The sequence below is a fragment of the Amnibacterium sp. genome (assembly GCF_036559085.1).
Taxonomy (GTDB): Bacteria; Actinomycetota; Actinomycetes; order Actinomycetales; family Microbacteriaceae; genus Amnibacterium.
The window spans coordinates 1-13,541 of sequence record NZ_DATBTU010000075.1 but is presented as its reverse complement, the minus strand read 5'-3'; the positions used below and the strand labels follow the sequence as shown (position 1 = coordinate 13,541).

13 protein-coding genes and 2 riboswitches are annotated in these 13,541 nt (G+C 73.2%); of the genes, 6 read left to right on the top strand and 7 right to left on the bottom strand.

Features of this window, described 5'->3' with window-relative positions; genetic code table 11:
* Positions 1-74: 74 nt before the first annotated feature.
* Positions 75-1,100, bottom strand: coding sequence for an ABC transporter permease (locus tag VIG76_RS13700; RefSeq protein ID WP_331955096.1), 1,026 nt, complete (start codon positions 1,098-1,100; stop codon positions 75-77).
* Between the two features lie 321 nt (positions 1,101-1,421).
* On the opposite strand from VIG76_RS13700, the gene VIG76_RS13695 reads away from it, so the two are divergent.
* The 3 genes from VIG76_RS13695 (at position 1,422) to VIG76_RS13685 (ending at position 3,209) form a co-directional block, all read left to right on the top strand.
* Positions 1,422-2,207, top strand: a complete 786-nt coding sequence (locus VIG76_RS13695; protein ID WP_331955094.1) for a CPBP family intramembrane glutamic endopeptidase — start codon at positions 1,422-1,424, stop codon at positions 2,205-2,207.
* A gap of 320 nt (positions 2,208-2,527) precedes the next feature.
* Positions 2,528-2,659 carry a hypothetical protein gene (locus VIG76_RS13690; RefSeq protein WP_331955092.1) on the top strand — a complete coding sequence of 44 codons (132 nt, stop codon included), beginning with the start codon at positions 2,528-2,530 and terminating at the stop codon, positions 2,657-2,659.
* Positions 2,660-2,669: 10 nt separating this feature from the next.
* Positions 2,670-3,209 carry a 2'-5' RNA ligase family protein gene (locus tag VIG76_RS13685; RefSeq protein WP_331955090.1) on the top strand — a complete coding sequence of 180 codons (540 nt, stop codon included), beginning with the start codon at positions 2,670-2,672 and terminating at the stop codon, positions 3,207-3,209.
* 55 nt (positions 3,210-3,264) lie between these two features.
* Here VIG76_RS13685 and gcvP read toward each other — a convergent pair whose 3' ends face one another.
* From gcvP to VIG76_RS13665, 4 genes are all read right to left on the bottom strand, one after another.
* Complete coding sequence (gene gcvP / locus VIG76_RS13680; protein WP_331955088.1) at positions 3,265-6,270, bottom strand: aminomethyl-transferring glycine dehydrogenase; 3,006 nt, start codon at positions 6,268-6,270, stop codon at positions 3,265-3,267.
* Complete coding sequence (gene gcvH / locus VIG76_RS13675) at positions 6,267-6,641, bottom strand: glycine cleavage system protein GcvH (RefSeq protein WP_331955086.1); 375 nt, start codon at positions 6,639-6,641, stop codon at positions 6,267-6,269. The genes gcvP and gcvH overlap by 4 nt, the downstream gene beginning before the upstream one ends.
* A 1-nt stretch (position 6,642) precedes the next feature.
* Positions 6,643-7,806 carry a glycine cleavage system aminomethyltransferase GcvT gene (gene gcvT / locus VIG76_RS13670; RefSeq protein WP_331955084.1) on the bottom strand — a complete coding sequence of 388 codons (1,164 nt, stop codon included), beginning with the start codon at positions 7,804-7,806 and terminating at the stop codon, positions 6,643-6,645.
* Positions 7,807-7,851: 45 nt separating this feature from the next.
* A riboswitch (glycine riboswitch) is annotated at positions 7,852-7,955 on the bottom strand.
* Between the two features lies 1 nt (position 7,956).
* A riboswitch (glycine riboswitch) is annotated at positions 7,957-8,041 on the bottom strand.
* A gap of 64 nt (positions 8,042-8,105) precedes the next feature.
* Entirely contained in the window at positions 8,106-8,702 is a 597-nt protein-coding gene (locus tag VIG76_RS13665; RefSeq protein ID WP_331955082.1) for an LON peptidase substrate-binding domain-containing protein, read from the bottom strand.
* Between the two features lie 142 nt (positions 8,703-8,844).
* Here VIG76_RS13665 and VIG76_RS13660 point away from each other — a divergent pair, with 142 nt between their 5' ends.
* Complete coding sequence (locus VIG76_RS13660) at positions 8,845-9,384, top strand: DUF6197 family protein (protein WP_331955080.1); 540 nt, start codon at positions 8,845-8,847, stop codon at positions 9,382-9,384.
* Positions 9,385-9,411: 27 nt separating this feature from the next.
* Here VIG76_RS13660 and ychF read toward each other — a convergent pair whose 3' ends face one another.
* Positions 9,412-10,482: a redox-regulated ATPase YchF gene (gene ychF / locus VIG76_RS13655; RefSeq protein WP_331955078.1), complete on the bottom strand. Its 1,071-nt coding sequence runs from the start codon at positions 10,480-10,482 to the stop codon at positions 9,412-9,414.
* A 179-nt stretch (positions 10,483-10,661) separates the two neighbouring features.
* Here ychF and VIG76_RS13650 point away from each other — a divergent pair, with 179 nt between their 5' ends.
* Both VIG76_RS13650 and VIG76_RS13645 read left to right on the top strand, forming a co-directional pair.
* Entirely contained in the window at positions 10,662-11,270 is a 609-nt protein-coding gene (locus VIG76_RS13650) for an exonuclease domain-containing protein (protein ID WP_331955076.1), read from the top strand.
* A 40-nt stretch (positions 11,271-11,310) separates the two neighbouring features.
* Positions 11,311-12,570: a DNA recombination protein RmuC gene (locus VIG76_RS13645; protein ID WP_331955074.1), complete on the top strand. Its 1,260-nt coding sequence runs from the start codon at positions 11,311-11,313 to the stop codon at positions 12,568-12,570.
* A 151-nt stretch (positions 12,571-12,721) separates the two neighbouring features.
* Here the strand turns inward: VIG76_RS13645 and glpX are convergent.
* Positions 12,722-13,541 (bottom strand): class II fructose-bisphosphatase (glpX, locus tag VIG76_RS13640; protein WP_331955072.1); only part of this gene is annotated, 820 nt, incomplete at its 5' end.

Genomic DNA, 13,541 nt, shown 5'->3' with positions numbered 1-13,541 from the left:
GTTCGGCCTCGTGAGGCCGGGCGGTGATGCGGCGGCGCTTCCGCGGCGCCGCACGACCGCACAACTGGACCCGGTCATCGGGTGGATTTCGGATCGAGGGCGTCGCGCAGACCGTCACCGAACAGGTTGAACGCGAGCACCGCGATGAAGAGCGCGAGGCCGGGGAGGAAGAGGTAGATCGGATCGACCTGCACGTACTGCGAGGCGTCCGAGATCATCTGGCCCCACGAGGAGGTGGGCGGCGTGACGCCGATGCCGAGGTACGAGAGCCCCGCCTCACCCAGGATGTTGCTCGGGATGGTCAGCGTCGTGTAGACGAGGATCGGCCCGACGAGGTTCGGCGCCAGCTCCCGCGCCATGATGCGGAAGTTGCTCGAGCCGAGCGACCTGGCCGCCTCGACGAACTCCTTCTCGCGGAGCGACAGCACCTGCCCGCGGACGATGCGGCCGATGTACGGCCAGCCGAAGAATCCGAGCACGAAGATGATCACGCCGAAGCGGACGAACTCGGTGTTGCTGATGAAGCTGACGACGGTGATCAGCGAGATGGAGAGCAGCAGCACGGGGAATGACAGCAGCACGTCCATCGTGCGCGAGATGACGTTGTCGGCCCAGCCGCGGTAGTACCCGGCCGCGACCCCGAGCGTGACACCGAGCACGAGCGACAGGGCGGTCGCGGCGCCGGCGATGATCAGGGAGGTGCGCGCCCCGTAGATGAGCAGCGCGAAGATGTCCTGTCCGGTCACCGGCGTGACACCGAGCCAGTGCGTCGCGCTGATGCCACCGAACGCGCCGAGCGGCATCGAGTCGAGCGGGTCGAGCAGGCTGTGCGGGCCGGTGTTGTTGGACTGCGTGTAGTCCTGACCGTAGAGGGCGGTGATCGGGCCGGCGAAGATCGCGGCCAGCACGAAGAGGACGATCACGACACCGCCGGCGAGGGCGAGCCGGTCACGACGGAGGCGCCGCCAGGCGATGGAGGTCAGCGACCGCCCCTGGATCGCGCCGGGGCCGGTGTCAGCGCTCGGGTCGTCCAGGCCGGGGCCGCTGAGGCCGTCCTCCTTGCCGACGACTTCCAGCTCGGTCGGGCCGCTGATACTCATGGCCGCATCCTCTCCGGATCCTGTACGGATCCGCCCGCCGACTGTGCTGCGTGTTCGCACGGCGTCGCGTCGCAGGGCATGGCCCGATCGACGTCGACTCCGGCGAGGTCGAAGGTAGCGTAAGGATCGCGTGGAGCCGGACCAAAACGAGCGGGGGTTTCGTTACATGCCAGAAACCGATTGCACCGGGAAGGTGCAGGTTCTGGCAACGATGTTGCGTTTCCAGGCCACTCGACGCACGCTCGCTGCCGAGGCGAGTGAACGCACGGGAAACTCCGGAACAGGTCCGACACGCCCCCTGGCGTGCTCCCAGGAGGTGCGGTGAGCGCCCTGGAGCCACCCGGCACGCCCCTCGGCGGCGCCCGTCGGACCCGGCCAGGGCTCGAGCTGCTCCTCGTGCTCGGGGTCTCGCTCGGGCAGTCCGGCGTGTACGCGGTGGTGCAGCTCGCCGATGCCCTCACCCGGGCACCGCTGAACCAGCAGAGCACCACCCTGAACCCGAGCCGGAGCAGCCGGGCGGTCTTCGACCTGATCTACCAGCTGCTCGGCATCGGGTTCGACCTCGTGCCAGTCGCGCTCGCGCTCTACCTGCTGTGGACGACCGACGGGAACCCGTTCCGGCGCATCGGGCTCGACGGGAGGAAGCCGCTCGCCGACCTCGGCGGCGGGGTCCTGCTCGCGCTGCTCATCGGCGTGCCCGGACTCGGCCTCTACCTCGCGGCGGTGCACCTCGGCCTCGACGTCAAGGTGCAGGCCTCCGGTCTCGATCCGCACTGGTACGCCATCCCGGTCCTCGTGCTGTCCGCGCTCCGGGCGGCGCTGCAGGAGGAGGTGATCGTGGTCGGGTTCCTCTTCGCGCGGCTCGACGACCTGCGCTGGCGGCCGTGGGCGGTCCTCGTCGCCGGCGCCGTGCTGCGCGGCTCGTACCACCTGTACCAGGGCTTCGGCGGCTTCCTCGGGAACGCGATCATGGGGCTCGTCTTCGGCCTCGTCTACCGTCGCTTCGGGCGCGTCGCGCCACTGGTCGTGGCCCACTTCCTGCTCGACTTCGTCAGCTTCGTCGGCTACGACCTGCTGAAGTCGATCGCCCCCGGCCTGCTGCCCTGACGGCCGCGTCGCTCGCCTTCGCCACCGACCTCGTCGCGCGCCGGGCCGAGGGCGGCGAGGTCGAGCAGGCGGACGGATACCGGATCGTCCCCACCCCCGCGGACCCGGCCTTCCGATGGGCCGACTTCCTCCTCGCCGACGCCGGCGAGGAGCCGGGCGACCCGGGCGCGTGGGCGCAGCGGCACCGCGACGCGTTCCCCGGCCTCGACTTCGTCGCGGTCGGCGTCGACGACGCGGATGCCCCGGCTGGACGAGGCGGCCTGGATCGCCGCCGGCTTCGACGCGGAGCGATCGGTGGTGCTCCGTGCACCGGCAGCGCCGTGTGGCTGGGACTCCGCGAGGTCGGCCTGGTCGTCGCCGAGGCGGACGGCCCGGCGCTCGGGCTCGACCGGCGGCTCGGGCTCCAGGACGCCGAGACCCGGGTGCAGCTCACCCGCATGGCCGCCTCGTAGGCTCGATCCCATGGTGCAGAGCGTCGAGCTGCTGCTCGATCCCGACGCGGAGCAGCGCATCCGCGACGGCTGGGCCGCGCTCGCCGACGCGGGCCTGCCGAGCCTCGCCTCGCATGAGGGCGCCTCGAACCGGCCCCACGTCACCGTGGCCGTGGCCGAGACGGGCCTGCTGCCGGCGGTGGAGGCGCTGCGGGCGGTGTTCCGCGGCTGGCACCTCGCGGAGCGGGGCCTCGCCGCCGAGGTCGGGGCACCCGTCCTGTTCGGCGGCCACCGGCACCGGTGGGTGCTGGCCCGCCTCGTCGTCCCGTCGCGGCCCCTCCTGACCGTGCACTCCGCCGTCCACCGCGCGATCGCGGCCGACGCCTCCGAGGCGGAGGTCGTCGCGCAGACCCGGCCCGACGCGTGGACGCCGCACGTCACCCTGGCGCGCCGGATCGAGGCGGAGCGCCTCGGCGCCGCGCTCGACGCCGGCGGGCCGCCCCTGCCGTGCCGCATCACAGGCGCCCGCCTCTGGGACGGCGGGAGCAGGACCGTCACCGACCTCTGCTGACCCTCGCGTGCCGTCCCGGGCGGATGCGGCCGGGACGGGCGGTGTGCCGTGCGGATCAGTCCTCGAAGGCCTCCGCGGGCGGGCACAGGCACACGAGGTTGCGGTCCCCGTAGGCCTGGTCGATCCGGCGCACCGGCGGCCAGTACTTGCCCCGGACGGCCCGCAGGCGGTCGGCGCCGTGCACGCCGCCCTCGAACGGGTACGCGGCCTCCTCGCGCGTGTAGGGGTGGTCCCACGCCGTCGCGCTGACCATGTGCGCCGGGTGCGGCGCGCCCCGCAGCGGGTTGTCGTCCGCCGGCCACTCCCCCGCGCCCACGCGATCCGCCTCGGCGCGGATGGCGAGCATCGCGTCGATGAAGCGGTCGATCTCGGCGAGGTCCTCGCTCTCGGTCGGCTCGACCATGAGGGTGCCGGCGACCGGGAACGACATCGTCGGCGCGTGGAAGCCGTGGTCGACGAGGCGCTTGGCCACGTCGTCCACGGTCACCCCGGTCGCCGCCGTCATCGGGCGCAGGTCGAGGATGCACTCGTGCGCGATCAGGCCGTCGTCGCCCCGGTAGAGCACCGGGTAGGCGTCGCCGAGGCGCGCCGCCACATAGTTCGCCGCCAGCACCGCCGCGTCGGTCGCCGCGCGCAGGCCGTCGAGGCCCATCATCCGCACGTACGCCCACGAGATCGGCAGGATGCCGGGCGAGCCGAACGGCGCCGCCGACACCGGTGCACCGCCGAACCGGCCGGGCGCGAACGGGGCGCTCGGGTCCGGCTGCTGCGCGAACGGATGCGAGGGCAGGTGCGGCGCGAGGTGCGCCTTCGCCGCCACGGGCCCCACGCCGGGACCGCCCCCGCCGTGCGGGATGCAGAACGTCTTGTGCAGGTTCAGGTGCGAGACGTCGCCGCCGAAGTCACCGAACCGCGCCCGGCCGAGCAGGGCGTTGAGGTTCGCGCCGTCGACGTAGACCTGGCCGCCCGCCGCGTGCACGGCGTCGGTGACCGTCCGCACCTCGTGCTCGTAGACGCCGTGCGTGGACGGGTAGGTGATCATCAGCGCCGCGAGCGCGTCCGCGTGCTCGGCGATCTTCGCGCGCAGGTCGGCGAGGTCCACGTTCCCGAGCTCGTCGCAGGCGACCACGACGACCTTGAGCCCGGCGAGCACCGCGCTCGCCGCGTTCGTGCCGTGCGCGCTCGACGGGATGAGGCAGACGATCCGCTGCTCGTCCCCGTTCGCGCGGTGGTAGCCGCGGATGGCGTTCAGCCCCGCGAGCTCACCCTGGCTGCCGGCGTTCGGCTGCAGGCTCACGGCGTCGTACCCGGTGAGCTCGGCGAGCCAGCCCTCCAGCTGCCCGATGAGCTCGAGCGAGCCGGCGACGTCCTCCGCGGGGGCGAAGGGGTGCAGGTCCGCGAACTCCGGCCAGGTCACGGCGGCCATCTCGGTCGCCGCGTTCAGCTTCATCGTGCACGAGCCGAGCGGGATCATGCCCCGATCCAGCGCGTAGTCGAGGTCGGCGAGGTACTTGAGGTACCGCATCATCGCCGTCTCGGAGTGGAACGTCGTGAACACCGGATGGGTGAGGAACGCGCTCGTGCGGCCGAGCCCGGCCGGGAGCCGGTGCGGCAGGTGCACGTCGACCGCGGCGTCCCCGGCGTGCAGCGGATGCGCGAGCACCCCGCCGAGCGGATCCGAGTCGTCGAACGGGGCGTCCTCGAGCCCGAACACGGCGAGCAGGTGCCCGATCGTCGTGGACTCCGCGGCGGCGGTGACCTCGTCGAAGGCGACCGCGACGGTGGTGGCGTCCACGCGGCGCAGCCAGATGCCGCGCTCGGACGCCCGCTGCACGATCGCCGCGGCGTCGGGCACGCGCACCTGGATCGTGTCGAAGAACGCCTCGGTGAGCACCTCGGCGCCACGGGCGCTCAGCGATGCGGCCGCCCGTCGGGCGGTGTCGTGCACGTCCTGCGCGATCCGGGTGAGCCCGGCCGGCCCGTGGTAGACGGCGTACATCGACGCCATCACGGCGAGCAGCACCTGCGCGGTGCAGATGTTGCTCGTGGCCTTCTCCCGCCGGATGTGCTGCTCGCGGGCCTGCAGGCTGAGCCGGTAGGCGGGAGCGCCGTCGGCGTCCACCGAGACGCCGACGAGGCGCCCCGGCAGCTGCCGCTCGAGGCCCTTGCGCACGGCGAGGTAGCCGGCGTGCGGGCCGCCCATCGCCATGGGCACGCCGAAGCGCTGGGTGGTGCCCGCGGCGACGTCCGCCCCGAGCTCGCCGGGCGGCACGAGCAGCGTCATCGCGAGGAGGTCGGCGGCGACGACGACGAGGGCGCCGCGCTCGTGGGCGGCCTCGATGACCGCACGCGGATCCGCGACCCGGCCGGATGCGCCCGGGTACTGCACCAGCACGCCGAAGCAGTCCCCGTCGGGCAGCCCGTCGGTGGCGAGATCGGCGACGGCGAGCTCGATGCCGACTGCGGCGGCACGGCCGGCGAGCACCGCGAGGGTCTGCGGCAGCGCATCGGCGTCCACGACGAAGCGGTTCGTGCGCGCCTTGCTCGCGCGGCGGGCGAGCAGCATCGACTCGACCACCGCGGTGGCCTCGTCGAGCATCGACGCGTTGGCCGTGTCGAGCCCGGTGAGGTCGGCGACCATCGTCTGGAAGTTCAGCAGCGCCTCGAGGCGGCCCTGCGAGATCTCGGGCTGGTACGGCGTGTAGGCGGTGTACCAGCTGGGGTTCTCGAGCACGTTCCGCTGGATGACCGCGGGCGTGACGGTGCCCGAGTAGCCGAGGCCGATCATCGAGGTGCGCACCGTGTTCCTCGCCGCGATCCGGCGGAGCTCCGCGATGGCCTGCGCCTCGGTCGCGGCGGCCGGCAGCGTCGAGGGCGCGTCCGCGTCGATCTTGATCGCGTCGGGCACGGCGGCGCCGAGCAGGTCCTGCAGCGACGATCGGCCGATCGCCTCGAGCATCCGTCCCTGCGTCTCGCCGGTGGTGCCGATGTGGCGGCGGGCGAAGGCCGCGCCGGCCTCCCCGGTGCGGATCCGCGCGGGGCGGACGGCGATGTCGGTCATGCCTCTCCTGTCAGCTGCTGGTAGGCGGCGTGGTCGAGCAGCTCGGGCGTCTCGGTGATGCGGACGCGGAGCAGCCAGCCGGCGCCGAACGGGTCGCTGTTCACGACCTCCGGCGAGGAGGCGACGTCGTCGTTCACCTCGGTGACGACCCCGGTGACGGGGGCGTAGAGCTCGCCGACCGACTTCGTCGACTCGAGCTCGCCGACCACGCTGCCGGCGACGACCTCGTCGCCGACGCCCGGCAGCTCGACGTACACGATGTCGCCGAGGCGCGCGGCCGCGTAGGCGGTGATGCCGACGGTGGCGGTGTCGCCGTCCGCGTCGACCCACTCGTGCTCCGCGGTGTACTGCAGATCCTGCTCGCCGGTCATGTCAGGCCTTTCGATCGGGTCGGGTGAAGAACGGGAGGGGGACGACGCGGGCGGGCAGCGCGGTGCCGCGCACGTCGATGGCGAGGTCGCGGGAGATCGCATCCGGATCGATGTAGGCCATCGCGATCGGGTGCCCGAGCGACGGGCTGAGGGCACCGCTCGTCACCTCGCCGACCACGTCGTCGCCGGCGCGGACCGCGTAGCCGTGGCGGCCGGCGCGGCGGCCCTCGGAGACGAGGCCGACGAGGATCCGGTGGCCGGCGGGATCGAAGGACTCGACGGACCTGCGGCCGACGTAGTCGGCGGACTTCTCCGGCCGGACGAGTCGCCCGAGGCCCGCCTGCTGCGGCCGGGTGAGCGCCGTGAGCTCGTTGCCGTAGAGCGGCATGCCCGCCTCGAGCCGCAGCGTGTCGCGGGCGGCCAGGCCGACCGGCAGCACGCCGGAGCCCCTTCCCGTCTCGAGCAGGGCGTTCCAGAGCTCGGGCAGCAGCCCGGGGGCGACGTAGAGCTCGTAGCCGATCTCGCCGGTGTAGCCGGTGCGGGCGACGAGCACGGGGTGCCCGAGGTACCAGGCGGCGAGGAAGCGGTAGTTGCGCAGGCCCGTGATGAGCTCGACGAAGCGCTGCTCGGTGCGCTCGTCCTGGTCGGCCGAGAACCCGCCGACCTCCGTCATCACCTCGAGCGAGCGAGGGCCCTGCAGGGCGATCAGGCCGATGTCGTCCGACTCGTCCTGCACCTCGGCCTGGAAGCCGATCGCCCGGCTGCGCAGCTCGCTGGCGACCAGCTCCCGGTTCGCCGCGTTCGCGACCACGAGGAAGCGGTCCGGACCGGTGCGGTAGAGCACGAGGTCGTCGACCACGCCGCCCTCGGCGTTCAGCATCAGGGTGTACTTCGCCCGGCCCGTCTCCATCGCGGAGGCCTCGCCGAGCAGGGCGGCGTCGAGGGCGTCGGCCGCCTCGGGGCCGAGCACGACGATCTCGCCCATGTGCGAGAGGTCGAAGAGGCCCGCGGCGGAGCGGACGGCCGCGTGCTCGGCGAGCTCGCTGCCGTACTTCAGGGGCATGGACCAGCCGGCGAACTCCGTGAAGGTCGCGCCGGCGGCGGCGTGCACCTCGTGCAGCGGTGATCGGCGGCGTTCGGGGTCGCGGTGCTCAGGATCGGACATCGGGAGGGCTCTCTCCAGCTTCGGTGGTGCCGGACGTGCCGGCCGATCCCCCTCTGTCGCTGCGCCTGAGAGCTTCGGCGCGGCAGGACCGCACCTTTCACCGTGGGCGGGAGCCGGCACCCGAGGTGCGGCTCCTCTTTCCAGAGCGGCCAATCCGACGCGGTGCTGGACCTGAGAGATTCCGGGGAGTTGCTCCTTCGGTGCCGACCGGGGCCGGCTCTCCCGCGCCGGCCGTACGGCCGAACGTGTTCGATTGTGATCCGGAGTCTAGCCGCGCGCCCGGACAGCGGCAGGGCCGATCAGTACGTCTCGTCGACCTCGGTGACCATCTCGACGAGGCGCGTGAGCAGCCGCTCGTACGAGTCGCTGCGGAGCAGCTCCAGCTGGTCGATCTCGTTCAGCGGGGCGATCGCGGCGAGCTGCCAGCAGGCGGCGGCGGGATCCTCGTCGAGGCCCACATCCGCCGGCCACGGCGACAGGTCCTCCTCCGCGAGCCGCTTCAGCACCCGCCGCACGAGCGCGTCGGCCTGCAGGCGCAGCGGCTCGAGCGCCGGGTCCCACGGGGGCTCGGGCAGCTCCCGCACGATCGCCTTCGGGTAGGGGTCGTCGTCCTGCCACTCCTCCACCGTGAAGCGGGCGGCCCCCTGCGCGATCATCAGCACCACGTCGTCGGCGGTGTCGAGGTCGGCCACCCGGGCGAGGGTGCCGGTCGCGACGCGGACGTCGCCGCCGCCGACCTCCTGCCCGCGTTCGATGAGGACCACCCCGAACTCCGCCGGCTCCTCCTTCAGGATGTCGGCGAGCATCGCGAGGTAGCGGGGCTCGAAGATCCGCAGCGGCAGCGGCATGTGCGGGAACAGCACCGAGCCGAGCGGGAACATGGCGACGGGTCGCATCCGCGAAGCCAATCACGACTGCGCTGAAGCGACCGCCCGGTCTCGCCCGAATCGGGCCACGTCGCGGGCGGATGCAGGCGTTTCGCGGGATCGGGGGCCGCCACCCCTTCTCGGCCGCGGTGCCCGGGACGACAATGCGGCGATGACGGTGCTCCACGGACTGCTGACCGAACGCTCGCGAGCCCGGGCGGAGCGGCGGAGGCTCGAATCGATCGACCGGGCGACCGCACGGCTCGCGGTGCTCGCCCTCACCAGCGAGGCGCTGACGGTCGCGGGCGACGTCGTGTCCCGGGGCTGGCTGCAGGACACCTGGTTCGCATGGCGCGACGCGGACGGCCGGGAGCTGACGGCGGGCTCGAGCGCGGCGCACACGGTGCCGCTCGACGCCGTCACGCGGGCCTGCCTCGTCGGCGCGCTCGTGGTCGGCGCGGGCGGCACCACGTCGCAGGTGCTGCGGCCCGCCGTCGAGGCGACGTGGCGCGGGGTGCACGGGGGCGGGGAGGCACTGCGGTGGCAGCGCTCGCCGGAGGAGGCGGCCGTGCAGGTCCGGGAGCTGACGGCGTGGAACGACCGCGCCGGACGCGACGCCGAGCAGGTGACGGCGCTGCTCGCATCCGCGGTGGAGGCGGTCGAGCGGGAGCGTGCGTCCGCTCGGGACGGCCTGGTGGCGCTGACGCGCTGACGACCCGCGCTCAGGCGGTGGTGGCCGTCAGCCGTGCCGCCATTCGACGACGTCGCCGTCCTGCATGACGTAGTCCTTGCCCTCGATGCGGGCGCGGCCCCTGGCGCGCGCCTCGGCGATCGAGCCCGCGTCCACGAGGTCCTGGAAGCCGATGACCTCGGCCTTGATGAACTTCTTCTCGAAGTCGGTGTGGATGACCCCGGCCGCCTCGGGCGCGTGGGCGCCGCGGCGGATCGTCCAGGCGCGGGCCTCCTTCGGGCCGGCGGTGAGGTAGGTCTGCAGGCCGAGGGTGTCGAAGCCGATCCGCGCGAGCTGGTCGAGGCCGCTCTCGGTCTGGCCGGTCGAGGCGAGCAGCTCGGCCGCGTCCTCGGGCGGGAGGTCGATGAGCTCCGACTCGATCTTCGCGTCGAGGAACACCGCGGGCGCCGGCGCGACGAGCGCGGCCAGCTCGGACTTGCGGCTCTCGTCGTTCAGCACGGCCTCGTCGACGTTGAAGACGAACAGCGCGGGCTTCGCGGTCAGCAGGCCGAGGTCGCGGATGGGGGCGAGGTCGATGCCGGCCGCGGCCAGCCGGGTGCCGGCGTTCAGGGCGGCCTGCGCGGCCCGGATGGTGTCGAGCACCTCCTGCGGGGCGCGCTTGCCACGCACCTCCTTCTCGACCCGCGGCTCCGCCTTCTCGAGCGTCTGCAGGTCGGCGAGGATCAGCTCGGTGCTGATGGTCTCGAGGTCGCCGGCGGGGTCGACGGCGCCGGCGACGTGCACCACGTCGGGATCGGCGAACGCGCGCACGACCTCCGCGACCGCGTCCGCCTCGCGGATGTTCGCGAGGAACTGGTTGCCGAGCCCCTCGCCCTGGCTCGCACCCTTCACGATGCCCGCGATGTCGACGAAGGAGACCGCGGCAGGGACGATCCGCTCGCTGTCGAACAGGTCGGCGAGCGTCTTCAGGCGCGCATCCGGCAGGTCCACGACCCCGACGTTCGGCTCGATCGTCGCGAACGGGTAGTTCGCCGCGAGCACGGTGTTCCTGGTCAGGGCGTTGAAGAGCGTCGACTTGCCGACGTTCGGAAGTCCGACGATGCCGATCGTGAGAGCCACGGCCGTCAACCGTAGACGGTGGCGGATGGGCGCCCGTCCGGCGGCCTTCATCGCGCCGTTCCGGAGTTCTTGCGCGACGCGCCGTGCTGAGGGCGCGAGACCCGGCGTGTCGCCCGATTTCTCCGGAACGGCGCGACGGGCCTGCGGCGGTGTCGGTGGGGGCTGCGAGCATCCGTGCCGTGCCACTGGACTTCACCGCCGTCGACTTCGAGACGGCGGGGCCGTCCAGCGCCTCCGCCTGTTCCGTCGGGGTGGTGGTCGTCGAGGACGGCCAGGTGGTGGACAAGCGCGGCTGGCTGATCCGGCCGCCCGCCGGGCACGACGCGTTCAGCGAGTGGAACATCCGCATCCACGGCGTCACGCCCGACCAGGTGGTGGATGCGGCGGGCTGGGCCGAGCAGCTGGACGACCTGCTCGCGGCGCTCGGCGACCGGCCCGTGGTCGCGCACAACGCCCGGTTCGACATGGGCGTGATCCGCGCCGCGTGCTTCGCGACCGGCGTCGGCACCCCCGCCCTCGACTACTTCTGCAGCCTGCAGATCGCCCGGCGCACCTACGCCCTGCACTCCTACCGGCTGCCGATGGCGGCGCGCGCGGCGGGCTTCGAGGACTTCCCGCACCACGACCCGATCGCGGACGCGGAGGCCTGCGCGGCGATCGTCGTGCACGCGGCGCGGTGCCACGGGGCGTCCGACGTGCCCGCGCTGCTCGGCGCGGTCGGCTCGGAGCTGAGCCGCCTCACGCCGCTCGACCCGGAGCGCGGCATCCGGCCGGTCCTGTTCGCCTGACCGCCGGGCGCTGTCGGAGGCGCCTGGCAGCGTGCGCCGCATGGAAGTCCTGCTCCTGCTCCTCGGCCTGGTGGTCGGCGCCCTGCTCGGCGCGCTCGCCGTCACCCTGCGCCGCACGCACGGCGAGTCGAACCCCCAGGTGATCGCCGCCCAGCACGCCGCCGACCTGCTCCGCGCCCGCGCCGAGTCGGCGGACGAGCGGGCCCGCCTCGAGGCGGAGCTCGCCTCCCACGAGGCGACGATCGGCGCTCTCCGCCGGCAGCTCGCCGACGCCGGCGAGCGCAGCCGCGAGCAGGCCGAGCGCGACCGGCAGGAGGCGCGGGTGCTGCAGGCCCTCGCGCCCGTGCAGGAGACGCTCCGCACGATGCAGGGCAAGGTGAGCGAGCTCGAGCAGCAGCGCGCCGCGCAGTACGGGGCCATCGAGCAGCAGCTGCTGCAGACCCGCAGCTCGACCGAGCAGGTGCGCGCGACGGCCGAGTCGCTCGCCTCCGCGCTGCGCAGCAACTCGGTGCGCGGCGCCTGGGGCGAGACGCAGCTGCGGCGCCTCGTCGAGGCGGCAGGGCTCACGAACCGGGTCGACTTCGACATGCAGGTCACCACACGCGACGAGGACGGCGCCCGCCGCCCCGACCTCGTCGTCCGGCTGCCAGAGGGCAAGTGCATCGCCGTCGACGCGAAGGTGCCGCTCGCGGCCTTCATCGAGGCGAACGAGATCCCGGCAGGCGCGCAAGGGGCCGAGGGCGCGCGGCGTGAGGCGCTGCTGAAGGACCACGTGAAGGCGCTCCGGGCCCACATCGACGCCCTCGCGTCGAAGGGCTACTGGACCGACATCGACAGCCCCGAGTTCGTCGTGGCGTTCCTGCCGTCCGAGTCGCTGCTGTCCGCGGCGCTGTCCGCGGATCCGTCGCTGCTCGACTACTCCTTCGGCAAGCGGGTGGCGCTCGCCTCCCCCGTGAACCTCTGGGCCGTGCTGAAGACCGTCGCCTACACCTGGACGCAGCAGGCGCTCACGGACGACGCCCGGCGGCTGTTCGACCTCTCCCGCACCCTCTACGAGCGGATCGGCGGCCTCGCGGGCAAGGCGGAGAAGCTGCGCGCGGCGCTCGAGCGGTCCGTCGGCGCCTACAACGAGTTCGTCGGCACCCTGGAGACGCGGGTGCTCGTCACGGCCCGCCAGATCGGGCGCCTCGACGAGGTCGCGGTGCTCGGCGAGCCCACCCCGATCGACGTGGTGCCCCGCCCGCTCACCGCCGCGGAGCTCGTGGCCGACGACCGCCCGCGCCTCAGCGCCGTCGACTGAGCAGCCGCCCCCGCTTCCCCGCGCCGTGCCGGGCGTAGGGGATGGTGCCGGGCGTAGGGCCGACACGCGTGGTGAGCCCTACGGGCGGCACCTTCCCCTACACCCGGGACGTGGGCAGGGCGGATGGGCGGACGAGGGCCGCGCGCCGCGGCTAGAACCAGCGCTCGGCGACGTGGTCGCTGACGATGCGACGCAGGGTGCCCGATCGGGAGCGCAGCACGATCGACTCCGTGCGGATGATCGGGCCCTTGCGCCGCACGCCCTCGACCAGGCCGCCGTCGGTGACGCCGGTGGCCACGAACATCGTGTTGTTGCCCGCGACGAGTCCCTCGGCGTCGTAGATGCGGTTCATGTCGAGCCCGGCGGCCTCGCCGCGGCGCCGCTCCTCGTCGTCCTTCGGCGCGAGCCGGCCCTCGATGAAGCCGCCGAGCGCCTTGATCGCGCAGGCCGTGACGACGCCCTCGGGGCTGCCGCCGGTGCCGATGCACATGTCGATCCGCGTCTCGTAGCGGGCCGCGTTGATGCCGCCCGCGACGTCGCCGTCGAGCAGCAGCCGGGTGCCGGCGCCGGCCGAACGGATCTCGTCGATCAGGCCCTCGTGCCGCGGCCGGTCGAGCACGGCGACGCGGATCTCGCCCACCGGCTTGCCTTTCGCCTTCGCCAGCTCCCGGATGTTGTCGCCGATCGACTGCGACAGGTCGATGACCCCGCGGCCCTCGGGACCGCTGACGATCTTGGACATGTAGAAGACGCTGGACGCGTCGAGCATGGTGCCGCGGTCGGACACCGCGATCACCGAGAGCGCGTTCTGGCGGCCCGCCGCGGTGAGGGAGGTGCCGTCGATCGGGTCGACGGCGATGTCGCACGCCGGTCCCCGACCGTTTCCGACGTGCTCTCCGTTGAACAGCATCGGTGCGTTGTCCTTCTCGCCCTCGCCGATCACGATCAGGCCGTCGAAGTTCACGGTCCCG

Bases quoted from the DNA above. Each gene is read 5' to 3' on its own strand.
- VIG76_RS13700 (WP_331955096.1), bottom strand. From the start codon at position 1,100: ATGAGTATCAGCGGCCCGACCGAGCTGGAAGTCGTCGGCAAGGAGGAC.
- VIG76_RS13685 (WP_331955090.1), top strand. From the start codon at position 2,670: ATGGTGCAGAGCGTCGAGCTGCTGCTCGATCCCGACGCGGAGCAGCGC.
- gcvP (WP_331955088.1), bottom strand. From the start codon at position 6,270: ATGACCGACATCGCCGTCCGCCCCGCGCGGATCCGCACCGGGGAGGCC.
- gcvH (WP_331955086.1), bottom strand. From the start codon at position 6,641: ATGACCGGCGAGCAGGATCTGCAGTACACCGCGGAGCACGAGTGGGTC.
- gcvT (WP_331955084.1), bottom strand. From the start codon at position 7,806: ATGTCCGATCCTGAGCACCGCGACCCCGAACGCCGCCGATCACCGCTG.
- VIG76_RS13665 (WP_331955082.1), bottom strand. From the start codon at position 8,702: ATGCGACCCGTCGCCATGTTCCCGCTCGGCTCGGTGCTGTTCCCGCAC.
- VIG76_RS13660 (WP_331955080.1), top strand. From the start codon at position 8,845: ATGACGGTGCTCCACGGACTGCTGACCGAACGCTCGCGAGCCCGGGCG.
- VIG76_RS13645 (WP_331955074.1), top strand. From the start codon at position 11,311: ATGGAAGTCCTGCTCCTGCTCCTCGGCCTGGTGGTCGGCGCCCTGCTC.